Annotated in this window: 21 protein-coding genes; 7 read left to right on the top strand and 14 right to left on the bottom strand. The window is 56.5% G+C overall.

All coding sequences use genetic code 11. From position 1 onward, the window contains the following. Window positions 1-147 precede the first annotated feature (147 nt). The 14 genes from AC2AXP_RS09520 to ydgT form a co-directional block, all read right to left on the bottom strand. A complete protein-coding gene (locus tag AC2AXP_RS09520) occupies window positions 148-588 on the bottom strand; it encodes a T6SS amidase immunity protein Tai4 family protein (RefSeq protein ID WP_004961374.1) in 441 nt (146 codons plus the stop codon). After that, on the bottom strand, window positions 585-1,091 hold the full coding sequence (locus tag AC2AXP_RS09515) for a type VI secretion system amidase effector protein Tae4 (protein ID WP_004961376.1): 507 nt from the start codon (window positions 1,089-1,091) through the stop codon (window positions 585-587). The genes AC2AXP_RS09520 and AC2AXP_RS09515 overlap by 4 nt, the downstream gene beginning before the upstream one ends. Window positions 1,092-1,150: 59 nt before the next feature. Beyond that, a complete protein-coding gene (gene tssC, locus AC2AXP_RS09510; RefSeq protein WP_004961378.1) occupies window positions 1,151-2,656 on the bottom strand; it encodes a type VI secretion system contractile sheath large subunit in 1,506 nt (501 codons plus the stop codon). Between the two features lie 3 nt (window positions 2,657-2,659). Next, window positions 2,660-3,196, bottom strand: a complete 537-nt coding sequence (gene tssB / locus AC2AXP_RS09505) for a type VI secretion system contractile sheath small subunit (protein WP_004961380.1) — start codon at window positions 3,194-3,196, stop codon at window positions 2,660-2,662. Between the two features lie 121 nt (window positions 3,197-3,317). Beyond that, entirely contained in the window at window positions 3,318-4,343 is a 1,026-nt protein-coding gene (tssA, locus tag AC2AXP_RS09500) for a type VI secretion system protein TssA (RefSeq protein WP_004961382.1), read from the bottom strand. 25 nt (window positions 4,344-4,368) lie between these two features. Then, window positions 4,369-5,088, bottom strand: coding sequence for a type VI secretion system-associated protein TagF (gene tagF / locus AC2AXP_RS09495; protein WP_004961384.1), 720 nt, complete (start codon window positions 5,086-5,088; stop codon window positions 4,369-4,371). Between the two features lie 22 nt (window positions 5,089-5,110). Then, window positions 5,111-8,746 carry a type VI secretion system membrane subunit TssM gene (gene tssM, locus AC2AXP_RS09490; RefSeq protein ID WP_004961386.1) on the bottom strand — a complete coding sequence of 1,212 codons (3,636 nt, stop codon included), beginning with the start codon at window positions 8,744-8,746 and terminating at the stop codon, window positions 5,111-5,113. After that, on the bottom strand, window positions 8,746-9,966 hold the full coding sequence (locus tag AC2AXP_RS09485; RefSeq protein WP_004961388.1) for a DotU family type VI secretion system protein: 1,221 nt from the start codon (window positions 9,964-9,966) through the stop codon (window positions 8,746-8,748). The genes tssM and AC2AXP_RS09485 overlap by 1 nt, the downstream gene beginning before the upstream one ends. 3 nt (window positions 9,967-9,969) lie before the next feature. Beyond that, complete coding sequence (tssK, locus tag AC2AXP_RS09480; RefSeq protein ID WP_039992681.1) at window positions 9,970-11,316, bottom strand: type VI secretion system baseplate subunit TssK; 1,347 nt, start codon at window positions 11,314-11,316, stop codon at window positions 9,970-9,972. A gap of 40 nt (window positions 11,317-11,356) precedes the next feature. Continuing rightward, window positions 11,357-11,887 carry a type VI secretion system lipoprotein TssJ gene (tssJ, locus tag AC2AXP_RS09475; RefSeq protein WP_004961392.1) on the bottom strand — a complete coding sequence of 177 codons (531 nt, stop codon included), beginning with the start codon at window positions 11,885-11,887 and terminating at the stop codon, window positions 11,357-11,359. Window positions 11,888-11,913: 26 nt separating this feature from the next. Further along, the gene (gene tagV / locus AC2AXP_RS09470) at window positions 11,914-12,414 is read right to left on the bottom strand and encodes a type VI secretion system accessory protein TagV (RefSeq protein WP_081445078.1); all 501 of its coding nucleotides are present in this window, start codon (window positions 12,412-12,414) and stop codon (window positions 11,914-11,916) included. 1,663 nt (window positions 12,415-14,077) lie between these two features. Then, a complete protein-coding gene (locus AC2AXP_RS09465; protein WP_484381589.1) occupies window positions 14,078-15,112 on the bottom strand; it encodes an NADP-dependent oxidoreductase in 1,035 nt (344 codons plus the stop codon). Between the two features lie 93 nt (window positions 15,113-15,205). Beyond that, entirely contained in the window at window positions 15,206-15,625 is a 420-nt protein-coding gene (gene uspC, locus AC2AXP_RS09460) for a universal stress protein UspC (protein WP_004961402.1), read from the bottom strand. 149 nt (window positions 15,626-15,774) lie between these two features. Beyond that, the gene (gene ydgT, locus AC2AXP_RS09455) at window positions 15,775-15,990 is read right to left on the bottom strand and encodes a transcription modulator YdgT (RefSeq protein ID WP_004961406.1); all 216 of its coding nucleotides are present in this window, start codon (window positions 15,988-15,990) and stop codon (window positions 15,775-15,777) included. 1,346 nt (window positions 15,991-17,336) lie between these two features. Between ydgT and flhD the strand changes: the two genes are divergently transcribed. From flhD to tsr, 7 genes are all read left to right on the top strand, one after another. Then, complete coding sequence (flhD, locus tag AC2AXP_RS09450) at window positions 17,337-17,687, top strand: flagellar transcriptional regulator FlhD (protein ID WP_039991968.1); 351 nt, start codon at window positions 17,337-17,339, stop codon at window positions 17,685-17,687. 2 nt (window positions 17,688-17,689) lie between these two features. Further along, complete coding sequence (flhC, locus tag AC2AXP_RS09445; RefSeq protein ID WP_004961410.1) at window positions 17,690-18,271, top strand: flagellar transcriptional regulator FlhC; 582 nt, start codon at window positions 17,690-17,692, stop codon at window positions 18,269-18,271. A 152-nt stretch (window positions 18,272-18,423) separates the two neighbouring features. After that, complete coding sequence (gene motA, locus AC2AXP_RS09440; protein ID WP_484381588.1) at window positions 18,424-19,314, top strand: flagellar motor stator protein MotA; 891 nt, start codon at window positions 18,424-18,426, stop codon at window positions 19,312-19,314. Further along, window positions 19,311-20,303, top strand: a complete 993-nt coding sequence (gene motB, locus AC2AXP_RS09435; protein ID WP_004961416.1) for a flagellar motor protein MotB — start codon at window positions 19,311-19,313, stop codon at window positions 20,301-20,303. The genes motA and motB overlap by 4 nt, the downstream gene beginning before the upstream one ends. 5 nt (window positions 20,304-20,308) lie before the next feature. Further along, window positions 20,309-22,270, top strand: a complete 1,962-nt coding sequence (gene cheA / locus AC2AXP_RS09430; protein ID WP_371901756.1) for a chemotaxis protein CheA — start codon at window positions 20,309-20,311, stop codon at window positions 22,268-22,270. 31 nt (window positions 22,271-22,301) lie between these two features. After that, on the top strand, window positions 22,302-22,802 hold the full coding sequence (gene cheW, locus AC2AXP_RS09425; RefSeq protein WP_004961423.1) for a chemotaxis protein CheW: 501 nt from the start codon (window positions 22,302-22,304) through the stop codon (window positions 22,800-22,802). Between the two features lie 157 nt (window positions 22,803-22,959). Continuing rightward, on the top strand, window positions 22,960-24,627 hold the full coding sequence (gene tsr, locus AC2AXP_RS09420; protein ID WP_039991971.1) for a methyl-accepting chemotaxis protein: 1,668 nt from the start codon (window positions 22,960-22,962) through the stop codon (window positions 24,625-24,627). The last annotated feature ends 22 nt before the right edge of the window (window positions 24,628-24,649 follow it).

The following is a 24,649-nucleotide window of genomic DNA, read 5'->3' as shown; positions in this document are numbered from 1 at the left end:
GAAAAATTCAGGTTATAGCAGCAGGAAGTCAAAATGCGGTAATGCACTACCAATCAATATCCTTGTGCCATGCACCTTGTGAAATACCGGGTTTAACGGTATTGATTACCGAGCCATTATTAATCGTGCCAATGGCTCAAGTTTTAATTATTGCGGGTTATCCTGGTTCCAGGAATGATTCGCATCGCCGACGATAACTTCGCGTGACAGGGCGTCCAGCTCGGCGCTGTGATACAGCCGCAGGCAGTTTAACGTAACGCCTTGACTCTGGGTTTTTGCTTCGCTGTGGGACGCATTGTGGTTGGATTTGAATTTATCGATCAGCGCATTGATCTTCGCATCGCCTGATTCGATATCAAAGGGCATCCACTCCCTCATGGCGTTTGCCGTTCTGGCAGCATCAACAGAAAATGTATTGTCCGCTTCGGAAACCTGCGCCAGACAACGTGCCAATGCCAGTTCTTTAACCACCTGGCTGTAAGGCATCTGTTTGATAAATGCCACCGGATCCAAAGCATCTTTGGCCAGCGTTTGTTGCGACATCGCCAACAAGGTTGACACCAGACCGACCGTGAACAACGTCTTCATGGCAACTCCCAAAAATTGGCTCGAGGCGTCGAGTAATTGGTTCCTGGTTGATTAAAATAACAGTGATCGGAACACTGGCTGCCGTTCCAGAACGTGGCGTGTCCACCGGCGTTATCCCAACCCGAAACCTCAAACAAGATCAATCCCTTTTTATTCGCCAACTGGGACACCGGCAATTGAGGATAATTAACCACCAAATCAGGTTTGCCCCAGGTTTTGGTCAAATAGACCACCAGGTCGCGCACGCGGAAAAAGTACCATTTCTTGTCGGCACCGGAGACCGTCAGTTGGCTTATACGGGGAACCGGGTGCCCGGTGTAATTGAGCACATAGCTCATTCTTACCGCACAACTGTTCTCCCAACCCCCTGCGCTGGCGGGTATCTCGAAATTACGTTTTACCGCCCCACCAATGGTGTTTTTAACTTTTACCAAAGCATCGTTCGGGTCGTAAATATTTCTGGCCGCCGTCCAGGCGGCCAGAAAGCGGGGTCTTGCTCCCATACAGCGTCTCCATTTTCTGCTTGCTCAGGCTGCGTTGCCGCAGCCTGATAACGGGGTTATCAAGAGGCGTCGTTCTGTTTCAGCGACGGCAGTTTGGAAACCAGACGCAGCGAAACGGTCAAACCTTCCAGCTGGTAATGCGGACGCAGGAAGAACTTGGCGCTGTAGTAACCCGGGTTGTCCTCGATCTCTTCGACCTGAACCTCTGCGGCTGCCAACGGCTTACGCGATTTGGTTTCCTGTGACGAGTTGGCGGGATCGCCATCGACATAGTTCATGATCCAGTCGTTCAGCCAGCGTTCCATATCGTCACGCTCACGGAAGGAACCGATCTTGTCACGGACGATGCACTTCAGGTAGTGGGCGAAGCGGCAGCAGGCAAACAGATACGGCAGACGCGCGGACAGCTGGGCGTTGGCCGAGGCGTCGGCATCGTAGTATTCCGCCGGTTTCTGCAGCGATTGCGCGCCGATAAAGGCAGCGAAGTCGGAATTTTTACGGTGTACCAGCGGCATAAAGCCGTTTTTGGCCAACTCCGCTTCGCGGCGGTCGCTGATGGCGATTTCGGTTGGGCACTTCATGTCCACGCCGCCGTCGTCACTCGGGAAGGTATGGCATGGCAGGTTTTCCACCGCGCCGCCGGATTCTACACCGCGGATTGCCGTACACCAGCCAAACTCTTTGAACGACCGGTTGATGTTGGCGGCCATCGCGTAAGCGGCATTGGTCCAGGTGTAGTTGCCGTGAGTTGCGCCGTCGGTTTCTTCTTCGAAGTCGAACTCGTCAACCGGGTTGGTGCGGATACCGTAAGGCAAACGCGCCAGGAAACGTGGCATTACCAGGCCAAGATAGCGTGCGTCCTCGGATTCACGCAGGCTGCGCCAGGCGGCGTACTCGGTATTCTGGAAGATTTTGGTCAGATCGCGCGGGTTGGCCAGTTCCTGCCAGGACTCCATCTGCATCACGCTCGGCGCGGTGCCAGCGATGAATGGACAGTGCGACGCGGCACCGATTTTCGCCATTTCACCCAGCAGCTCAACGTCCTGCGGGCTGTGGTCAAAGTAATAGTCGCCCACCAGGCAACCGAACGGTTCGCCGCCGAACTGGCCATACTCTTCTTCGTACACTTTCTTGAAGATCGGGCTCTGGTCCCAGCCCACGCCCTTGTGGCGCTTCAGCGTGCGGCCGAGTTCCTGCTTGGAAATGCTCATAAAGCGGATCTTCAGCATTTCGTCGGTTTCGGAATTGTTCACCAGATAATGCAGGCCGTGCCAGGCGCCTTCCAGCTTCTGGAAGTCTTCGTGGTGAATGATCTGGTTGATCTGCTGCGACATTTTTTCGTCGATTTCGGCGATCAGTGCCTGAATGGTGCGGTAGGCGTCGGAAGACACGGTAACGGTGTTTTCCAGTGCCTGCTGCGCCAGGGTTTTCACCGCATTTTCAACCGCTTCTTTGGCCTGATCGGTCTTTGGACGGAACTCTTTGTTCAGCAGCGCGCTGAATTCGTCGCTGGAGAAGGTTTCGGTGGTCTGCAACGCATTCTGTTGCTGAGGCAGGTTGCTCATCAATCAGTCCTCCTTCTCGGTGTTGTCGTCGGTAGACGCCGGCTTTGGCGCGTTGGTCAGGGACTTCAGCAGCTCGGGGTTTTGCAGGATCTTGGAGATCAGCTCTTCGGCACCGTTCTTGCCGTCCATATAGGACAGCAGGTTGGACAGCTGGGTGCGGGCTTCCAGCAGGTTATCCAGCGAATCCACCTTGCGTGCGATGGCGGCAGGGGAGAAGTCTTCCATGCTTTCAAACGACAGATCGATATTCAGCTTGCCTTCGCCGGTCAGCGTGTTGTCGACCTGGTAGGCGACGCGCGGCTTCAGCGATTTCATGCGTTCGTCGAAGTTGTCGATATCGATGTCGAGGAATTTACGCTCATCAACGCTTGGCAACGGGTCGACCGGTTTACCGACCAGATCCGCCATCACCCCCATCACGAACGGCAGCTGGATTTTGCGTTCTGCACCATAGATTTCGACATCGTATTCAATCTGTACGCGCGGTGCGCGGTTGCGGGCGATGAACTTCTGTCCGCTGCGGGATTTCGAGTTTGCCATGAGTTACTCCATCTGATGATGATTAAGAACGACTTACGTGGGCATAAGCGCGTTCAAATTCTGGCCTGACGCGCATTGCACAGGCGACGAAAATGTGTGAAGAAAACAACGCATTTTAAGGTCAGTTGTTCTCCTCGTTATCCGGGCGACCAAGGATGGTCTCCAGTTGATTGAGACCATCAGGCGCCAGATCGCGGACGATTTGCAGGAAGTCCAGGGCAATCAGCCGCTGTACCCGATCGATCATCAGCGGAGCCGGGTGGCTTGGCTCATGCCGCTGAAAATAGTTTTTCACCTTGTCCAGCATCAACTGAGCGTCATCGCGCGACTGGATTTGTGCGCTGCGCCAGTTGAGCGTTAGCGCAGCGCCAGGCGCGGCTGCCGGGCTGACGCTGGCGTCATCGTGGTGGTTGTCTTGCGGTTCTTCTGCCGCCGGCGCTGCGCTATGGCACGCCTGCGCCAGGGTGTTGAACATCTTCATCAGGGCGTTCATTTCCGGCAGAGCGCTTTCGCCCAGATGCCGGGTAACCACCTCGCGGATGGCGTTGAGTTGATGAATGATGTTTTGCACCCATTCCGCTGCCGGCTGCTCCGGCTGCGCCAGCTCATCCTGCAAGCGCGCGCGGCCGCCGGGGAAAGTGGCACATTCCAGCTTGCTGCCATCGAGCAGGGCGCAGGCATCACGCAGGGAAATCTCGCCGGCGGCCCCCTTCAGCAAGGTTGCGTTGCGCACGCAACTGGTCAGCGCTGCCTTGTCGCCAAGGTCGGCCAGCACGTTGATGCGAAACAGCGGATCGGCTTCGCCGTCAAACTCCAATGGCGGCAGCAGCGGCTCCCAGTAGCGTTCCAGCGCCTGATGAGTCAGCGCCAGGCCGTCGGCATAACCTTGCAGGCCGCGCAACTGCGCCCAGGCGTGAGTCAGACGCAACATCACGCGTAAATCCTTGGTCCGCGACAACAGGGCGGTGGCCAAACGTTCAACCTGCATCCAGTCCGGCGCTTCAGCCGGGATAATAGTGCTGCCAAACTGTTGCTCGGCCTTGCCTGCCGAGGCCTGTTCCATCGCCAGAAAATCGGCGTCGTATTCCAGGTTGTCGCCACAAGGACGCTCGGCGTCAACCGGTGCCAGCAGGGTTTCGATAACCATACAGTTTCTCTATAGTAAACTACGTTTAATCAAACATTTGCGGATACTGGCCGCCGCGGCCGGGCCTGGCCCAACCGTTGGGTTCAAACAGCAGCGAAAACAGCTGCACCGTCAGGTTGCCGCTGTGGACGTGGGTATAAAGTGGGTGGCCGTCAGCCTGATTGGTCCACCAGAAGCTGGTGTACTGTGCCGGATCGAAACAATCGGCGGCCTGCTGCCAGCCCAGCCCCGGCACGTCCGGATGGCGAAAGCCGATAATCGACAGAATCTCGGACTCACTCTCTTCCGGCGGGATCGCCAGCGCCGGGATCGACAGCAGGGAACGGTCAATCTGTTCGGCCGAAAACCCGTTGCGCACGCCGTTGAGCAGCGTATGCCCCAGTTGGCGATACCATTCCGCCGCCATGTTTAACTGCTGGCTGCGCCACTCTTCCGGGGTAAACAGCCGAATGGCGCAAATCGGATAGTGGCGACCGACGCGGTCGCGCGCCGGCAGCAAACATCCCATCTGCACATGTTGGCTGCCGAGCGTAGCAGGAATGACGAAGTTCCATACCGGCGCATTGCTGAACGGATGCCCGGCATCGCCCGGCAGATTACGCTGCAAATTGACCAAGCCATTATGGAACCAATGGGCCCAGTTATTGACCACTAAGTCGGGCAGGCGGCGCTGTAAAAAATCACCGGCGGTAGGGATCTTGCCATACCAGCCGATGCTCGCTGTCGGGCTCTGGTCATTGTTCATGGTAATGAATGTCCTTTCGGGGCTACGGGCACGAGAATGCCGGTAGCTGGAACGGATTGCGGATACTGTTCGGCGTGAACTCCAGCGTGACGCGGTGGCCGTCGAGATTAAACGTGGCCTGACGGCCCAGGCTGCTGCTGCCGGCTGCGCTCTGCGCCATATCCACCAGGCGGTTCAGCGCCCAGGGGCCGCTGGTGACCAGGCTGGCGGTGGTGCCGTTGGCCAGCGCCAGTTGCAGGTGCACCTGATTGGTGTTGCGGGTGCCCGGCCAACTGACTACCAGTGGAACCTGCGGGCCATGGCTGTATTTGAACAATTGCCCGTCGATATCCAGCGTCATGTTCAGAATATCGTTATCCATGCGCACCGGACGTACCGTCACGCGGTATGAGGGGGTTGCCGTGCCGTTGGCAAAAAACGCATCGCGGATACGCTGTGCCTGCTGGAACGATCGCAGAATGCCTTCGCCGCCTGGCAGGGTCTTGCCGTCTACGCCCGGCGTAAAGCGCCAGTTGGCGCGCGTGGTATCCACTTTGCCTTGCAGGTTTTCGCGAAAGAAGCTGTCCATCAGTCCGCTGTTTGGCGCAAACATGCGCGCCAGATCGTCCGGTGTAACCTCTCTTTGCGCGCGCGAGGAGAGGGGATAGCGTCCGGCGATCGCCTGGCGGCAGAAGCTGCCGACTTCAAAGCTGATGCGCTTTTTGACGTTTTCCATTTCCTTGCGCTGGGTATCGCTGCTGGCACCAATCGCCAGCGATAACAGCATCTGCTTGAACGGTACCGGCAGTCGGCCGGATTCAGCCTGCAGCCGCGGGATCACGTCGCTTGGCGGCGCGGACATGCCACTGTTGGCCGCACCCTGCACCGCCGTCAGATAGCTGTACAGCTCGTCCACCTGTTTCAGCACGCTGTCGAACGGGATCGCCTTATTGCCTTCGCCCTGGCTTTGCGCCAGTTCCAGCAGCGGCGCAAAGTGCGCCATTACTACCTGTTCTGGCTGGGCTGATACGTCGCCGTCGGCATTGGCGGGGCGGTTGGTGAACAGCGCCTCTAGCGTGCGGTTGGCGCTCTGGTTGAGCGACTCGCCGGCTTTGTCCGCCAGCGAACGCTGTTCTGCTGCGCTTTTTTCCTCGCGCAGCGTGACGTTTTTACTGACGTTGACCAGCAGATTGCGCATCGGCGACGGGGTGCCGGAGAGCAGACGCGCGCTACTGATGCGTTGGCCAAGGTTGCTGATATTGGCCAATTGGATATCGCCGAGCAGTTCATCCCATACGGCAATAAAATCCTGCATATACAGCTGGCGAACGGTTTTGGTCAGGTCGGCGCTTTTCTGCTCGGGGGTTTTGGTGTTCAACACCCAAACGTCCTCCTGACGCAGGGTATCGGTGACGCGATCGATATTGCTGTCGAATGCCTGCCAATACCCCTTCGGCGTAAACAGACCCGGCACGCCGTCGGTAACCGGCTTGCCGCTCTTGCGCGAAAAGGCCAGTTCGGTTTGCGGCCCGGCCAGATCCACCAGCCCGACCGGCTTGATCTCGGTCTGCTTCAACAGCAGGCGCTTGAGTCGACCGTAAACCCGTTGCGACAGCGGTGCGCGGTTAATCGCCGCCTGCGCCTGTTCGATCAGCGCGTCGTCTTTGGCATACGGCGAAGACTGAATCTGCGTATCCAGCAACTGGCTCAGATGCCATTCAATTTGCTGTAGCTGCTTTTGCGTACTGCCTTGTGGCAGGTTACGTTGCAGATTGAGCATCACCCAGGCGCGCAGGAACTTGCCGTCGTACTGCTTGGGGAGATACAGCATTTGATAAGCTTTCAACGCCTCGTAGCTGAAATCGGCATCGCCGTGATTGTCGTTGCGCAGCGTGGTGGCAATCTGCTGGGCAACCTGCGGCAGCAGCAGCTCCTTCAGCGTTTTCTGGTACAGCGCGTTGCTGGCGTCGCTGACCTGATCGCCGCGGTACAGCCCCATGCGATAGGTAAACGGCGGATCCTCCAGCGAGAAACTGCGGCTTTCCGGCAGATGCAGCACGCTATTGAGAAACGGCAGCAGCGCCAGCATATCGCCGGAGTCCAGCTGGGTTAGTCCCTGTCCCTGTCGTTCCACCGACGGTACCTTGGCGGCGACCTCTTGCAGATACGCCTTGTTGTTGCCGTAGCTGGTGAACCAGAAAATGCCCAATACCAGCAAAATCAGCGCCAGCGCGATGTAACCGGCCCAGTGCAGGGCGCGGTTGCGGTATTCCCACCAGCGGTTGCTGCCGGCCAGCCCGGACTCCTGGAAGATCACCGTTTCCAGCACCTCCTTCAGGAAGAAGCTCTGGCCTTTGCCCGCCGGAATGGGGGTTTCGTTGCTGACGCCATCCCAGCTGGAACTGGCATTGTTGCCGCCGTTGGCCGCAGGCAGTTGCAGGTAGCGGTTCAGTTCGCCCATCACGCGGTCGAACGGCAGGCCCTCCTGGGTACCGCTGGTGAAATAGATTCCGCGTGGCGTAAAGCGGGTTTCAAAGCTGGAGGTGGCAAACACCGCGTCGAGGTACTGGGCCAATAGCGGGCGCAGCGCCGCGAACTCCTGAGGGAACAGGTAACTTTCGGCGCGCTGGCGGGCATCGTGTTCCACCAGCAGGGTATCCGGCAACCCGGCATCCAGCCGCTGCTGCAACAGGTCATATTGCTGTTCAAAAGCATCGCCAAGCGAAAAGTCCGGCTGGCGCGATTTTTCGTACGGGAAGGTAAAGCCCCAGATCTGGTCACGCTGCGCTTTGTCGAAACCGCTGAAATAGGCCATAAAGCCGTTCAGCAGGTCGGTTTTGGTGACCATCACGTAAACCGGGAAATGGATGCCCAACTGCTCGTGCAGCTCGATCAGGCGCTTGCGCAGCGCGCTGGCCTGTGCGGCGCGTGCGTCGGCGCTTTCGCTCAGCAGGTCGGCAACGCTGACCGTCACCACCACGCCGTTGATTGGCTGACGGGTGCGGTATTTCTTCAGCAGGCCGACAAAGCTTTTCCATTCGCCGGCGTCTTCTTCACGCTGGCTTTCCTGCGTGGTGTAGCGGCCGGCGGTATCCAGCAGCACCGCGTCGTTGGTAAACCACCAGTCGCAATTGCGCGTGCCGCCGACGCCGCGCAGCGCCGACTTGCCGAAGCGATCGGCCAGCGGGAAGTGCAGCCCGGAATTGACCAGGGCGGTGGTTTTACCCGCGCCTGGCGCGCCGATAATGACGTACCACGGCAACTGGTAGAGATATTGGCGGCTAAAGCGGGTCATCCAGCGGTGTTTGTCGCCCTGGCCCGGCGCAAAGCGCGCTTTTTTCAGCAATTGGGTGGCTTCGTCAAACCGCTGCGCCAGCACCTGATCCTGCTGCGGCTCGGACTTGGCGTCGGCGGCCGGCGTTTCCTCTGCCGCCCGCAGATTGCTCAGCAGTTTACGGTTAAGCCAGGCGCTGTAGAGGCGCGGGATGATGCGGCACAGTAGCCAAATTCCATAGATGACGCCGATGGCGATCAGGCGATTCAGTTCCGGTTCCAGCGGCCGGTAATCACCGATGGCCACCAACGGACCGATGGTCCAGATGACGAAAGCCAGCGCGGTGATGCCGAAGAAGCCCCAAAGCAGGCGGCTGGTGATGATGGAGAATAACGTGCTAAGCATTACTTTCCGTTTCCTTGCTGCAATCCGTTGATTTCCGCCTGGGTATTTTCAGGCGCAACCAACAGCGTAATTTCAACCCGGCGGTTCAATGCACGGTTCTCTTTGCTATCGTTCGGTGCCACCGGGTTGCTGTCGCCACGGCCTTCCGCTTTTACCCGCTGCGGGTTATCAAGCTGTTTTTGCAGGCGTTCGCTGACCGCTTCGGCCCGCGCCAGCGACAGTTCCCAGTTGGATGGGAAGCGGGCGCTGCGGATCGGCAGGTTGTCGCTGTAGCCGGTAACCAGGATTTTACCGCTGACGCCGTTCATCGCCTTGGCGATGCGGTCGATCACCGGGATATAAGCCGGGCGAACCGTGGTCGCGGCGGAGTCGAACAGTCCGTCGCCCTTGAGGATCACCACGCTTTGCTGCGCTTCGTCCCGCACCACCACCAGCCCTTCGGCAATTTCCTTACGCAGGAAGGTTTTCAGATTCAGCATCGCCGGCGCGGCCGGCGCCGGATTGCCGATCGTCACCTGCGGCAGATTGGTCTGATAAATCGATGCCAGCACCGGGGCGGTGCCATCACCCAGCCGCCAGTTGAGGATAATGAACAACAGCGAAGCCAGAAAACCGGTCAATGCGGCGCAGGCCCACAGCGGCACCAACGGTCGCCACCGTTTTTGCTGTACCGGCAGATCCACCGCGTTGGGCGACAGCGGCGGGGCATAGCCGCCGCGTACCGAGCGGATCAGTTGCAGCAGGCGCTGCTTCATGGTTTCCAACTGCGAACGGCCGTTTTCCATTACCCGGTAGCGGCCTTCAAAGCCGAGCAGCAGGCAATAATTGACCAGCTCCAGCAGGTTGATATGCTCACGCGGGCTTTGCGACAGTTTGGCCAGCAGTTGGAAGAATTTCTCGCCGCCCCAGGTTTCGTTATGGAATGTCACCAGTAGTCCGCTGCCGGACCAGACGCTGTTGCTGCCCCAAGGCGTCAGAGCTGCCGCCTCATCCAGCGCGGTGCACAGGCAGTAACGCGCGCCAATGATCACTTCATACGGCAGATTGGCGCGTTGCCCGCGCACTTCGAAACGGCGCACCTCGTCGATCAACTGCTGGCGCAGCTGGGCCGGATTGGCGTGGGTGGCCGACTGGCGGATCTGCGAAATCGCGTTGAGCAGCGGGTTGGCGGCGGCCACCAACGGGTTGTCCCACTGCGCGGCCTGGATGTTGTCTGTCATAAGTTACCGATCCGTATGGCTGCGAATGGCCCAGAATTCCATATCCAGACCGGGGAACTCCCCGGCCAGGTGCAGAGCAAAGGCGCTGGATTTCTCCATCTGCTTCCACAGCTCGCCGCCTTTCTCCAGTTCGAAATAGGTATAACCGGCGTGATAGGGGATTTGGCGCGGCGCGGACGGCATGGTGCGCAGACCAATGCCCGGCAGTTGCAGTTGCACCAGATCGCGGATGCGCGTCACCGGCGCGATTTTCATCTGCGCCGGGAAGTGGGTCAGCAGCACTTCTGCGGCCACATCGGCACGCACTGCCAGCACAAAGCCGAAGTCGCGCATCATTTTTGCGTCCTGCACCGTGGCGACGTTCAGCCCGTGCGAGCGCTCCACCAGCGTCAATTGAATGGCGTTGTCCTCCAGTACCACCGACAGACCCTGACGCAGCAACAGCAGTAACTTGCCGAAGCACAGCGCCAGATTGTCGTGGTCGTACACCGGCAGACGCGACTCCGGCGTGCGCTGCGCAGAAAAACTGGCCAGCTCGGTGGCGAACTGCAGCCATTCGGCGAACAGGCGTTCAGGATGCAGGTGATCCAGGTGCCAGGCGTGGCTCACCTGGCCAAGATGGCGGTTGATCAGCTGCAACAGCATAAAATCGACCATTTCCGAACTGCCGCCGCGGCCCGGCTGTAACAGTCGCTGACTCATCTGCTGGCTACGCTGCTGTAACAGCCCCTGCACGTCATTGATAAAGGTTTTCAGTACCGGACTGCCCTGGCAGTTCAACATTGGCGGGATCAGCTCAGACGCCAGACGCAGACTGTTGTCGCCACGTTTTTCCACCACGTTGCCGATCGTCATGGCGGTCCATTCGGCATTGAGTTCGCTTTCCAGCATCAGCCGCAGACGTAATTTGCCAAACTGCAATGCTGCGCTGCCGACCGATACCGCGTTCAGATCGTCGACGTCGGTTTCATACGCCAGATAACGCGCCAGCGCGTCCGATTTTTCCTGGAAGATGACGTCCTCGCGCCCGGCGCGGTAGGTTGGCAAGGCCAGCACCACGTTTTCGCCGGTGTTGTTTTCGGCAATCGCCAGCGGTGCTGGCGCCTGGTCGGCGCCGTTGAAGCGGAACGGGGTGCCGTCCGGCATGATGCCGCTGGCGGCGGTCAGCGCGATCTTGCCCTGACGCAGCAATGACTGATCCAGTTCCAGCGTCAGAAAACCCCAGAAACAGCCGTTAAGCGCCTGTCCCCAGTTACGCATGTAACTTTCAAGGTAATTTTCCGCCTGCTGGAAATGATGGGGACGCAAAAACATTCCCTCGGTCCAGACCACTTTATGAGCATTTTTCATCATCACACCTAATGGAGCTTCGCCTCAGCAAAGCGAATTGTCAGTCTTCGTCGTTGACGGTGCGCAGGCCGTTGATTCCGGCGACGATGTGCGCTTCCAGCTCATCCGGCGAGAATTGCCATACTTTGTAGAAATTGGTTTCGGTCGGCTCCGGCAGCGGCAGGGTAATGCGCCACGCCTTGCCATCCAGACTTTGATATTCGGCGATGATGCCGATGTAACGTGCGTCCAGCGTTGCCTGGCCCGCGAGCTTTTTGCCGATCTGGCCCGGCGTCAGGAAGAACTGATCGCTGTCCAGCAGGCTGTTGCCGAGCACGCCTTTGGCATCGTTTTGCAGGCTGAAGAAGTCGGCATCCATAAATTCTGCGCTGGAGCGTAGCAGCAGCACCCGTACCTTGATCGGCGCCGGGCGCTGCCCTGCGGCGGTATTGACCTGCCGATCCGCATCAAATGCCAGGTTGTAGCGTGAAGGCACGCTTTTGGCGGATGACATGCAACCGCCAAGTGCCAGGGTACACAGCATCAACAGCGCCAGGCCCCAGCGGTGTGGGGCGTTGAGTGGTTTCATCATTCGGGTTCTCTAGGCTCGGCGGCGGGTTACTGGATAATCCAGGTGGCCGAGTTGGCATCCTTGCAGGCCTTGCTATCGCCGCCGACCTTGACGCAATCCTGTTTGGCGGCGCGAGCGCGGCGCGGCAAATCCTTACGCAACGTAGATTTGTACTTTTTCTCGGGCACGCCGGCATTGCGCTGGATGTAGCCGATCAGATTGCCGCCGCGGATGGCGGAAATGGCCAGCCAGTCACCTTCCACCGCGCCCAGCACATAAAACGGCGCTGCGTTATCGAGCTGGCTGACGATTTCACCGTTATAACCCGGTTGGCTCATGACGCTGGCACCGTACAGGCTGCGGTATTCCTCATTGATTGGCGTGAACTGTTTTGGCGCGCTGACGGCTACACGGTGTTGCAGCTGCACGCCGTTGACTTCGCTGGTGACCAGAGTGTCATTGTTGATCACCGGTGGTGGTGGCGGTGGGGTGGAACAGCCGGCCAATACCAGGGCGGAAAGCAGTGTCATCGTAATCCGGGTTTTCACAATGTCCTTATCCTCTATCTGTTTTGTTTTTGACAAAAATCGCTGTGTGTCGAGGGCTTGCCGCTGACGCTTGTAGGCACATCAGTGCGGCGCGCCTGGCGGACGAAAGCGCAGTGGTTGTTTATCTGGCTGGCGATCGGCGTTGCCGTGAGTCAATGCCTTTGGACTGGTGTCGTTGGCGCGTAAACAGCCGCCGGTAGGACACCAGTGCAAAGACATCAGGGCTGGGCAAACCGCAGGTGCTGGCAGCACACGCCGCCAACGGCGGTCGCCAACGACATTTGCTGGCATATTGCGGTGGGTTTTCGTCGTGTGGGGGGGATTGGCGTGTTGACGCTGGGGTAACGGGTGATGCTGAACGACGCGTTCCGTGCATAGAGTGGCAAAGGTGGGGGTGTGTATGCCATCGGCGGCGTAATGACACTGCGCGAGCGCGGAGTGCAGGCGCGGGGCAACCTCCGTAGTGGTCGGAGCCAAAACAGAGAATCTCAGAGGGTAAGGTCCTTGCCGACCGGCAGGACGTGGGCGCACGTTCAGGCGCAACGGTTTTACGACTTTCATTGTGTGTGTAAGGCTTCCTGTGGATACCCGCGAACAGACACGCTGTACCGCTCAAAAACAATCCCGTTTTTCGCTTTAATAGATATCAGGCTACGTCACAGCAGATGAATACGACCGGCGGCGAGGCTGCCGGTAAAGGGCGGTGAGGGCACCTTCCCGAAATGAAACCAAAACGGCGAAAAATTGCAAAAAACCACTACCGAATAGTGGGGAACCGCATTATCACGCCTGCGGCCTCCCGCCGAACCCGGGATCAATCCGCTCAGCAGTGACGCTGGTGGGGATGCGTTGTTGTCTCAGCAAAGTTGTGTGTCAGTGTCATTACGCCAGCTTAACTGTTTGGTGACGATTACCGGTAGGCTGTCGTGATATTCCGTGACATCAGAGGCAATGGCTGTCGCGCTATGATCACACCCTCCGCAGGCAACAATGTTAAGGAATTTCATACTATCTCTTGGTTTTAGCCATGGCTACCGCACGAGATTGACGCACGATCCCGAGGGCGTATCTGACATAAAAACAGACAGTGGCTGACTAAATATTTAACAAAGTTTACACATGTAGAGGTTTGGCAGCAGTCTACAATAGCCGTCCGCAATTGCAAAACCTGCGTCACTTTTTCGTTATGTTATGGCTAAGGTAAGTAATTTTATTTTTTTAAGCAATATAAACAGTGAGTTAAATATCCACTTAATAACTACGTGTATGGTAAATGAAAATGGTAATACCAATTCATATGAATGATGAACATCGGCTAAGCTACTTAAATAAAAACTATTTTTTAACGAAAATTAAGTGGCTGGCTTTTTTTTGTCCTTACCATTCATTGTGTGAATGAAAACATATAGATGAATTATATGAATATGAATTAGGAGGATTCTTATTGGAGTGCTGATTTTTTGTGACACTGACCGGACGGGGATGGCGGAAATTGCGTACGCCGCATGCCGGCTCGAAGCTGAATGTAACGATCATTATTGTTAATGGATTTGAGGCGAAATCCGAGCGGTATCTTTTATCAACCGGGGCCGGGGCACGCAAAGCGGCGAGAGGCAGGGACAGGACGCAGCAGGCTGCGCCCTGTGAGGGTAAGGAGGGGCGATTACTCTTGCGCTACGCGGATCACCAACTTGCCGAAGTTTTTACCTTTTAATAAGCCAATAAAGGCTTGCGGCGCATTTTCCAGCCCGTCGACGATATCTTCACGGAATTTGATTTTGCCCTGTTCGACCCAGGGAGCCATCTGTTGCAGGAATTCACCATAGCGCGGGGCGTAGTCGTCGAAGATGATAAAACCCTGCATGCGGATCCGTTTACGCAGGATCAGCGCTTGCAGCATGGGGAGCCGGTCCGGTCCATCCGGCAGGCCGGTAGCGTTGTACTGCGCGATAATCCCGCAGACCGGAATGCGCGCCTTGGCGTTCAGTAGCGGCATCACGGCGTCAAAAACCGCGCCGCCGACGTTTTCGTAATAAACGTCAATGCCCTGGTGGCAAGCTTTCGCCAACCGATCGGCGAAGTCGTCGGCACGGTGGTCGATACAGTCATCAAATCCTAATTCTTCACGTACGTAGCGGCACTTTTCTGCTCCGCCGGCAATGCCAACCACGCGGCAGCCTTTCAGCTTCGCCACCTGACCGACAACCGAGCCTACCGCGCCGCTGGCTGCGGCAACGACCACGGTTTCCCCCGTTTGAGGCTGACCGATATCCAGCAGCCCCATATAGGCGGTAAAACCCGGCATGCCCAATACGCCCAGCATGCGCGAAGGGTGGGATAACCGAGCGCCAAGGTTGCGCACGTCCTTGCCGTCGGTCAGGGCATAATCTTGCCAACCGGTAGCGCCCAGTACCCAGTCGCCGACGGCAAAGTCGGCATGTTTGGAACTCACCACGCGCGACACTGCGCCGGCTACCATCACTTCGCCAACCTCGACAGGCGATGCATAGGATGGGGCGTCGCTCATGCGGCCGCGCATATAGGGATCGAGCGACAGGTATACCGTGCGCAGCAAAACCTGTCCCTCTGCCGGTTGCGGTATCTCTACCGTTTCCAGCCGCAGGTTCTCGGGGGTGGGTTCGCCGTGGGGACGAGAAGCCAAAACGATACGGCGGTTATACTGGGACTGTTGAGACATCTGATGCTCCTGGACTGAGGATGTGTAACTCTCAGTCTAGTCAATACCGCCGTTCAATAGGGCGCGTAAGATGCTCAAACGTCATGGCGTCGGTTACAGCGGAACGATCAGGACGTCTATCTGGCTGGTATCGACAAAGCGCGCCGCAGAACAGGCGATTTTGTTCATTATGCTGTCGCTGTGGTTACCGCAAATCACCAGGTCAAAAGGGTGCCGTTGGCTGGCGTACTGCAGGCTATCGCCGAGCTCGCCTTGTAAAATCAAGGTGTCGGCAATCGGGTAATCGGCTTGATTGCGCAGCGTTTCCATAAACAGCTGCGTTTCCTCTTCCATCAGGCTGCGCAAATCGCCCAGCATCGGGCCGGCAAAACTGTTGTAGATTTCCGGGTTGGCGATCATGCTCAGCAGCGTGATTTTTCCGTGGTAGGGGCGAACGATAGCAACGGCTTTTTCCACCAAACGATGACTGTCGGCGGCAACGGCGACCGCGACCAGGACGTTGTGATAGGTCATGTATCACCTCCATTCCGTTTATCCTGTCAAAAGGGTAGAACGTGGCGGTACGAATAAATGTGTGTTGCATCACGCGCGGCAATAATTTCCCGCAACAAGGCAGATATAGCCAGTAAGGTTAACGTTATTTTCGCGCGTAATCGTCTCTATTAGAGCACTTGTGCCCACAGCGTTTTTGGCACTTTCCCCAAATCGAACAATTTGCCAGCAACCAATTCAGCGCGACGGTGGTCGGCAGCGCGGTACATGTTGCTCATTTCCAGATCGTTATTAATAGAATAGTTAAGTTTATCATAGACTTTTTCCAGGCTGTCCAGCGTCGAGCACTTGCGGAAGGTCATGAGATAATCAGCGGTATTGGTCATGAGTGAAATATAGCCTATTAAGGGAAGGGCCAAATAAAAACATCACCTCTGGCGCAGCCGTCGCGCTGTTCGCCAGGTGATGACGACGTAAGAACGGTATTTAAAAAAGTGCCGCGCTGGAGTGAAAATAGGCTCTGCCCCTGCGACTAACCTGAAAATAATAATCTGCAAGTGCGTTATCAGCAATGCTACTCCCGCCGTCTGCCACCAAATTCGGGAAAGTCCGATGTCGAAAGCGAGCCGCTCATCGCGGCAATGGTACTCGGTGCAATAGCGACGTTGAGGCAGTTGATGCGGAGATTATCACCGATGGTGCTGACATTAGGTGAATGTTACGCCGTTCGCTGTCACCGCCGGTCGTTGGCGATTAACCGCAATTAGCCAGGGTGAGAGCGGGCTGATTTACGCCAAAGTATAAGCAAAGCGAAACTGTGTTTTATTTGACGAACAAATGAGCAACGGTATCGGAATTTTACCCATAAATATTCTCACTGCCGCCGGTAAACAAAAAGTGCTGACAAAAATTAAAGTTCTAAATAAATTTGCCGATAATCCGTTTTAGCCGACTTTTTATCCGCAAATAACCAACTTGCGTTTTTTTGCGCTGACACAACTCGTTACCTCTGTTTTCTTGTTGGTGACCTAATCGCTACCTGGTTAACCGGATAACGCCCTGCGATGAAATTTAAAACACAGCTTCCAGCCATTTCTGCCGCTGTCCGAATATTTCAAATGCTTATAGTTTCTGTGTGTTATTTTTCTTAATTGCGATATTATTGTTAGCTAACTGGTTATTTATCCTGTCATTGTGCGATATTCGCAGATTTTTGTTCTGTGATTTTGGTTTGGTAATGCTTTTGTTCGAATTGATCTAAAAACGATAATTTTTGGGCTTATAAACGTTGTTTTTAAGACGTTTTTTTACCTGTGGCCAATTTTTAGACGTAATTCAGCGTAAAAATCACGCAATATTGCCGATATTTGGCTTAAATATTTTTTATTTTTGTGATCAGTGTCACATTGTATTTAAAATTGCCTGCTAGTTACATTGTATGTGCTAATGGTTCGGGGGTAGAGTTGCGCTGCTTTAGGAATAATCTTATTAATTTTGTAAAAATAGTTTCATGGTGAATAAACACTATCGAAGCACAATGCTGTACATCCGTACACGTTGCTTATGTACGTATCAATTACTGAATGACGGTCCGAATAAGTTAAAACGGCAAAGAGTTTCTTGGCCGGCAATCAGGGATTCATTTGCCAACTTTGGGAACACTCCCAGGTCACGGGCGATAAATTTATCACCCAGCGTATGTTTTTAAACATAGTCTGTCGGGATGGGGAATATGGGTACGTCTGAATTACTTAAGCATATTTATGACATCAACCTGTCATATTTACTTTTAGCACAGCGTTTGATTAATGACGAAAAAGCATCGGCAATGTTCCGCCTGGGGATCGACGAGACCATGGCGGATGCTCTGTCGCAGCTGACCTTACCGCAAATGGTCAAACTGGCGGAAACCAATCAACTGGTTTGCCACTTCCGTTTCAACGATCACAATACCATCGCGCACCTCACCAAAGAGTCGCGCGTGGACGACCTGCAACAAATCCACACCGGGATTTTGTTATCAAGCCATTTACTGCAAGAGCTGTCCGGCAAAGACGCAAGCGCGACGAAGAAAAGAGCCTGATAATGGTAGAGAAAAGTATTGTTCAGGAAGCCAAAGACATACAGCTTGCCATGGAGCTGATCACCCTGGGTGCGCGTTTGCAAATGCTGGAAAGCGAAACGCAGCTCAGTCGCGGGCGTTTGATCAAACTTTACAAGGAGTTGCGTGGCAGTCCGCCACCAAAAGGCATGCTGCCGTTTTCCACCGACTGGTTTATGACGTGGGAACAAAACATTCATTCCTCCATGTTTTACAACGCCTATCTGTTTTTGCTGAAAAGCGGCCAGTGCACCGGCGTCGAGGCGGTGATCAAGGCGTATCGGCTGTATCTGGAACAGTGCCCGGAACAGCCGGGCGAAGCGCCGCTGCTGGCGCTGACCCGTGCCTGGACGCTGGTTCGCTTTGTCGACAGCGGCATGCTGCAACTGTCTGCCTGCAGTTGCTGCGGCGGTACGTTTATCACCCATGCGCATCAACCGCTGAACAGTTTTGTCTGCAGTTTGTGCCAGCCCCCATCCCGCGCAGTAAAAAGACGTAAACTTTTGCCGCAACCGGCCGATAGTACTCCACAACAGCTGGACGAACAGGTTAAACGCGCGATCTAGGCCAGGCGCAGTCCTGGCTGACAGCAACAACAACGCTCTTCAATCGTAGGGATCGGCCAACCGATCCACCGAGGCGCAGCCTGCTGCGCCGTTACGCTTGCGTCGTGCGTTTACCCCACCTTCCATCCACATTGTCAATTTAAGGAATGCGTGTGTTAGTTATTTTGGGTTATCTGGTGGTATTGGGTGCGGTATTTGGCGGCTATATGATCGTCGGCGGCCACCTTGGGGCGCTTTATCAGCCGGCTGAATTTCTGATTATCGGCGGTGCCGGCGTTGGGGCGTTCATCGTCGGCAATAACGGCAAAGCCATCAAGTCCACGCTGCGTGCCTTGCCAAAACTGATGCGTCGCTCCAAATACAGCAAAGAATTGTATATGGATCTGATGGCCTTGCTGTTCCGTTTGCTGGCCAAATCGCGTCAGCAGGGCATGCTGTCGTTGGAGTTCGATATCGATAACCCGCAGGAAAGTGAAATTTTTTCTAATTATCCGCGCATTCTTGCCGATAACCATCTGGTGGAATTTATTACCGACTACTTACGGCTGATGGTGAGCGGCAACATGAACGCATTCGAAATCGAAGCGCTGATGGATGAAGAGATCGAAACTTTCGAACAGGAAAGTGAGGTGCCGGCAGGCAGTCTGGCGATGGTCGGCGATTCATTGCCGGCGTTTGGCATTGTGGCGGCGGTGATGGGCGTGGTGCATGCGCTGGCTTCCGCCGACCGACCGGCGGCGGAACTGGGCGCGCTGATCGCCAATGCGATGGTGGGCACGTTCCTGGGGATTCTGCTGGCCTACGGGTTTATTTCGCCGTTGGCGACGCTGCTGCGGCAAAAGAGCGCGGAAAACGTCAAGATGATGCAGTGCATCAAGGTTACTCTGCTGTCCAGCCTGAACGGTTATGCGCCGCAAATCGCCGTCGAATTTGGCCGTAAAACGCTTTATACCACCGAGCGGCCTTCCTTTGTCGAACTGGAAGAGCATGTTCGCCGGGTGAAAGCGCCGGCGCAAACGGCCGCGGAAGAAGAGCAGGCATGAAGCAGAATCACCCGGTCATTTTGGTGCGTAAACGCAAGGCGCATCAGGTGGCTCATCACGGCGGATCGTGGAAAATCGCCTATGCCGATTTTATGACGGCGATGATGGCCTTTTTTCTGGTGATGTGGTTGCTGGCGATAGCCAGCCCGCAGGAGTTGACGCAGATCGCCGAATATTTTCGCACCCCGCTCAAGGTTGCATTGACCACCGGCAATAAAAGCAGCTCTGAAAGTAGCCCGATCCCCGGCGGCGGCGACGACCCGACGCAGTTGGAGGGGTTGGTGAGAAAACAGCTCGACTCGCCGGAAAAACAGGCCGAAGAACTGCGTCTCAACAAGCTGCGCGAACGTCTCGATGAGCTGATTGAATCGGATCCGCGTCTCAAGGCGCTGCGCCCGCATTTACTGATCAACATGATGGATGAAGGGCTGCGCATTCAGATTATAGATAGCCAGAATCGGCCAATGTTTACCACCGGCAGTGCGCAGGTGGAAAGTTACATGCGTGACATTCTGCGGGCGATAGCGCCGATCCTCAACGACTTGCCGAACAAAATCAGCCTGTCCGGTCATACCGACGATCTGCCCTATGCCACCGGCGAACGCTATTACAGCAACTGGGAACTGTCGGCGGACCGCGCCAATGCGTCACGGCGTGAGCTGATTGCCGGCGGGCTGTCGGAGGGCAAGGTGCTGCGCGTGGTAGGCATGGCTGCGACCATGAGTTTGAAACAGCACGGCGCGGATGACGCGATTAATCGTCGCATTACCATCCTGGTCTTGAACAAGCAAACCCAGCAGGGCATTGAACATGAAAATGCGGAAAGCAACGCCACCGACATTGGCGCCCCGGAAGCGCTGAAACAGCTGAAACCGGCTGTCATCGCGCCGGCCAGCGTCGCCCCGGCCGCAACGGTTGCGCCAACCGCCGCCATTCCTGCCGCGCCGGCAGCGATGCCTTCGACTAACAGCGACTCACCGCAGAGGTAACCCCCGTGAGCATGGATATTAGCGCGTTTTATCAGACTTTTTTTGATGAGGCAGACGAGCTGCTGGCCGATATGGAGCAACATCTGCTGGAGCTGGATCCGCTTGCGCCGGACATCGAACCGTTGAACGCCATTTTCCGCGCTGCGCATTCGATCAAGGGCGGGGCGGCGACCTTCGGCTTTGCGGTATTGCAGGAAACCACGCATCTGCTGGAGAACCTGCTGGACAGCGCGCGGCGTCAGGAAATGGACCTGAGCACCGACATTATCAACCTGTTTCTGGAAACCAAAGACATTATGCAGGAGCAACTGGACGCCTATAAAACGTCGCAACAACCTGACACCGACAGCTTTGAATACATTTGCCAGGCGCTGCGGCAGCTGGCGTTAGACGCGCAGCAACAGGCGCCCACCACGGCATCGGTTGGCGAAGCGCTGGCGGCAGCGGCGCCTGCGGCCGTTGAGGGCGGCCTGCGCATCGTCTTGAGCGGCCTGAAGCCAAACGAAATACCGCTAATGCTGGAAGAGCTTGGCAATCTGGGGGAGGTGAAACACTCGCAGCCGGGTGAGAACAGCCTGGCGGTCACGCTGTTGACTTCCGCCAGCGCAGATGACATCAGCGCCGTGCTGTGCTTCGTGCTGGAACCGGAGCAGATTGCCTTTAACCCGGCAGCTACCGAGCGACCACCGGCGCCGAATGCCGCGCCAGAACCGGCGCCGCTGATAAAACCGAGCGCCCCGGCCGTCGTCGAAGCGCCAAAAGCGCGGGCCAAAGCCAGTGAGTCCACCAGTATCCGCGTGGCGGTCGAAAAGGTCGATCAACTGATCAACCTGGTCGGTGAGCTGGTGATCACCCAGTCAATGCTGGCGCAACGCTCCGACACTCTGGATCCGGTTGCCCATGGCGATCTGCTAAACAGCATGAGCCAGTTGGAACGCAATGCGCGTGACTTGCAGGAGTCGGTGATGTCGATCCGCATGATGCCGATGGAATATGTGTTCAGCCGTTTCCCGCGCCTGGTGCGCGATCTGGCCGGCAAGCTGGATAAACAGGTGGAACTGACCCTGCAGGGCAGCTCTACCGAACTGGATAAAAGCCTGATCGAGCGGATTATCGATCCGTTGACTCACCTGGTGCGTAACAGTCTGGACCATGGCATTGAGGATCCGGCAACGCGCGAGGCGGCGGGCAAGTCGGCGGTCGGTAATCTGGTGCTGTCGGCGGAACATCAGGGCGGCAACATCTGTATCGAAGTGACCGATGACGGTGCCGGCCTCAATCGGCAGAAGATTCTGGCCAAGGCCGCATCACAGGGGCTGCTGGTCAACGACAACATGAGCGACGAAGAGGTCGGCATGCTGATCTTCGCGCCCGGTTTTTCTACTGCCGAACAGGTTACCGACGTCTCAGGTCGCGGCGTCGGTATGGACGTGGTGAAGCGAAACATTCAGGAAATGGGTGGCCACGTTGAAATTCATTCACAAGCGGGCAAGGGCACGGCGATCCGCATTCTGTTGCCGCTGACGCTGGCGATCCTTGACGGCATGTCGGTCAAGGTGAACGACGAAGTGTTTATTTTGCCGCTGAACGCGGTGATGGAATCGTTGCAGCCGCAGGCCGAGGATCTGCACCCGATGGCCGGCGGCGAGCGGGTATTGCAGGTGCGCGGCGAGTACCTGCCGCTGGTGGAACTGTATCGGGTGTTTGACGTGGCCGGGGCGAAAACCGAAGCCACTCAGGGCATCGTGGTGATCTTGCAAAGCGCGGGACGCCGTTATGCGCTATTGGTGGATCAGTTGATCGGCCAACATCAGGTGGTGGTGAAAAACCTGGAAAGCAATTACCGCAAAGTGCCGGGCATTTCCGCCGCCACCATTTTGGGCGACGGCAGCGTGGCGCTGATTGTCGACGTATCGGCGCTGCAGACCCTTAACCGCGAAAAGCTGTTGGCGGACACCGCTGCTTAACGATTGATTGACTGAATTAGAGGCATACAACATGGCAGGATTGGCAACCGTCAGCAAACTGGCTGGCGAAACGGTAGGACAGGAATTTCTGATCTTTACGCTCGGCAATGAAGAATATGGCATCGATATTCTCAAAGTGCAGGAAATCCGTGGTTACGATCAGGTGACGCGCATCGCCAACACACCGGCGTTTATCAAGGGCGTAACCAATCTGCGCGGCGTGATCGTGCCGATTATCGATCTGCGGGTAAAGTTCGCGCAGCAGGGCGTCAGCTACGACGAAAACACCGTGGTCATCGTGCTCAACTTTGGTCAGCGGGTGGTGGGCATTGTAGTGGATGGCGTGTCTGACGTGCTGTCGCTGACCGCAGACCAGATTCGCCCGGCACCGGAATTCGCCGTTACGCTGGCGACCGAATATCTCACCGGTCTGGGGTCGTTGGGTGAACGCATGCTGATCCTGGTCGACATCGAAAAACTGCTCAGCAGCGAAGAGATGTCTCTGGTGGACAGCGTGGCGAAAAACCTCTGACTCTCCCTCACGGGCGCAGTGCTGTGCGCCCGTCATTTCCGGCCCGCTGCCGCCAAAATAGTTGCCGCCAACCATAAAGTTCTCTTCCGTTGCGCCGATAACGTTGACAGTCAACGAACTCAGAGCCTGTCCGTGCGGGCTTACAAGAAGGGAAAACATGTTTAATCGTATGAAGGTGGTCACCAGCCTGCTGCTGGTGTTGGTGTTATTTGGCGCCTTGCAACTGATTTCAGGCGGGCTCTTTTTTTCCTCGCTCAAGAGTGACAAGGAAAACTTTACCGTGCTGCAGACCATTCGTCAGCAGCAGTCGGAGCTGAATGGTAGCTGGGTTTCGCTGCTGCAGACCCGTAATACCCTGAACCGCGCGGGTATTCGCTACATGATGGATGCCAACAAGATCGGCAGCGGCTCGACGGTAACAGAACTGCTGACCTTCGCCAAAGGTGCTCTGGCGGTGGCGGAGCAGCGCTACGCCGCGTATGAAAAAATCCCGCGCGACGCGCGACAGGATGCGCAATCCGCCGAGCAGCTCAAACAGCAGTACGCGATCCTGCACGGCGCGTTGGCGGAACTGATCCAACTGTTGGAGCAGGGCAAAATCAACGCCTTCTTTGACCAGCCGACGCAGCGCTATCAGGACGGTTTCGAGCAGGTCTATAAAACCTACCTCACGCAGAACGACACGCTGTATCAAAGCGCGGTAGAAGACAGCAACCGTTCCTTTACCTCGGCCAGTTGGACCCTGGCGGTGGTGTTGCTGGTGGTGCTGGCGGCGATCGTTCTGGTGTGGAGCGGCATCCATCACATTCTGGTGCGTCCGCTGAATCGCATTATCGAGCACATCAGGTTTATTGCCGCCGGTGATTTGACGCACAGCATCGACGTCACCAGCCGTAATGAAATGGGCGTGCTGGCCGCCAGTCTGAAACACATGCAGAGCGAATTGGCGGACACCGTCAGCGGCGTGCGTCAGGGGGCAGATGCCATCTATAGCGGCGCGTCGGAAATTGCCGCCGGTAACAACGATCTGTCGTCACGCACCGAACAGCAGGCTGCGTCGCTGGAAGAAACCGCCGCCAGCATGGAACAGCTGACCGCCACGGTAAAACAGAACGCCGAAAATGCCCGTCAGGCCAGCCAACTGGCGCTGAGCGCGTCGGAAACCGCGCAGAAAGGTGGCAAGGTGGTGGCAAACGTGGTGCAAACCATGCATGACATTGCCGGAAGTTCGCAGAAAATCGCCGACATTACCGGTGTAATTGACGGTATTGCCTTCCAAACCAATATTCTGGCGCTCAACGCGGCGGTAGAAGCGGCGCGCGCCGGTGAACAGGGTCGCGGCTTCGCGGTGGTGGCCGGTGAAGTGCGTAACCTGGCGCAGCGCAGCGCGCAGGCGGCGAAAGAAATCAAAGGCCTGATCGAAGACTCCGTCAGCCGCGTTGACATGGGGTCGGTTCTGGTGGAAAGCGCCGGTGAAACCATGGGTGACATTGTCAATGCGGTAACGCGTGTCACCGATATCATGGGGGAAATCGCCTCGGCGTCCGATGAACAGAGCCGTGGCATCGATCAGGTCGGTCAGGCGGTGGCCGAAATGGACCGCGTAACCCAGCAGAACGCCTCGCTGGTTGAGGAATCCGCCTCCGCCGCTGCGGCACTGGAAGAACAGGCCAGCCTGTTGACGCAGTCGGTGGCGGTGTTCCGTCTACAGCCAACCGGACAGGAGGAGTTCAAAACCCCTGTCGCCGGCAAAATCGTTCCCCCAGGCACTAACCATAAGAAAGCGAACGCCAGCGATCTGCAAGATAACTGGGAAACGTTCTAAAACCGGTATTGGGTGACCCTGT

This window comes from Serratia sp. Sp408, assembly GCF_057180665.1.
This window is presented reverse-complemented; position numbering and strand designations above follow the sequence as displayed.

What these genes read in the sequence shown, in the direction of transcription:
- flhC (WP_004961410.1), top strand. Translation starts at nt 17,690, where the DNA reads ATGGTAGAGAAAAGTATTGTTCAGGAAGCCAAAGACATACAGCTTGCC.
- flhD (WP_039991968.1), top strand. Translation starts at nt 17,337, where the DNA reads ATGGGTACGTCTGAATTACTTAAGCATATTTATGACATCAACCTGTCA.
- cheW (WP_004961423.1), top strand. Translation starts at nt 22,302, where the DNA reads ATGGCAGGATTGGCAACCGTCAGCAAACTGGCTGGCGAAACGGTAGGA.
- AC2AXP_RS09465 (WP_484381589.1), bottom strand. Translation starts at nt 15,112, where the DNA reads ATGTCTCAACAGTCCCAGTATAACCGCCGTATCGTTTTGGCTTCTCGT.
- tssK (WP_039992681.1), bottom strand. Translation starts at nt 11,316, where the DNA reads ATGAAAAATGCTCATAAAGTGGTCTGGACCGAGGGAATGTTTTTGCGT.
- tssA (WP_004961382.1), bottom strand. Translation starts at nt 4,343, where the DNA reads ATGGTTATCGAAACCCTGCTGGCACCGGTTGACGCCGAGCGTCCTTGT.
- tsr (WP_039991971.1), top strand. Translation starts at nt 22,960, where the DNA reads ATGTTTAATCGTATGAAGGTGGTCACCAGCCTGCTGCTGGTGTTGGTG.
- uspC (WP_004961402.1), bottom strand. Translation starts at nt 15,625, where the DNA reads ATGACCTATCACAACGTCCTGGTCGCGGTCGCCGTTGCCGCCGACAGT.
- tssC (WP_004961378.1), bottom strand. Translation starts at nt 2,656, where the DNA reads ATGAGCAACCTGCCTCAGCAACAGAATGCGTTGCAGACCACCGAAACC.
- motB (WP_004961416.1), top strand. Translation starts at nt 19,311, where the DNA reads ATGAAGCAGAATCACCCGGTCATTTTGGTGCGTAAACGCAAGGCGCAT.
- AC2AXP_RS09485 (WP_004961388.1), bottom strand. Translation starts at nt 9,966, where the DNA reads ATGACAGACAACATCCAGGCCGCGCAGTGGGACAACCCGTTGGTGGCC.
- tssJ (WP_004961392.1), bottom strand. Translation starts at nt 11,887, where the DNA reads ATGATGAAACCACTCAACGCCCCACACCGCTGGGGCCTGGCGCTGTTG.
- ydgT (WP_004961406.1), bottom strand. Translation starts at nt 15,990, where the DNA reads ATGACCAATACCGCTGATTATCTCATGACCTTCCGCAAGTGCTCGACG.
- tssB (WP_004961380.1), bottom strand. Translation starts at nt 3,196, where the DNA reads ATGGCAAACTCGAAATCCCGCAGCGGACAGAAGTTCATCGCCCGCAAC.
- tagF (WP_004961384.1), bottom strand. Translation starts at nt 5,088, where the DNA reads ATGAACAATGACCAGAGCCCGACAGCGAGCATCGGCTGGTATGGCAAG.
- AC2AXP_RS09515 (WP_004961376.1), bottom strand. Translation starts at nt 1,091, where the DNA reads ATGGGAGCAAGACCCCGCTTTCTGGCCGCCTGGACGGCGGCCAGAAAT.
- AC2AXP_RS09520 (WP_004961374.1), bottom strand. Translation starts at nt 588, where the DNA reads ATGAAGACGTTGTTCACGGTCGGTCTGGTGTCAACCTTGTTGGCGATG.
- tssM (WP_004961386.1), bottom strand. Translation starts at nt 8,746, where the DNA reads ATGCTTAGCACGTTATTCTCCATCATCACCAGCCGCCTGCTTTGGGGC.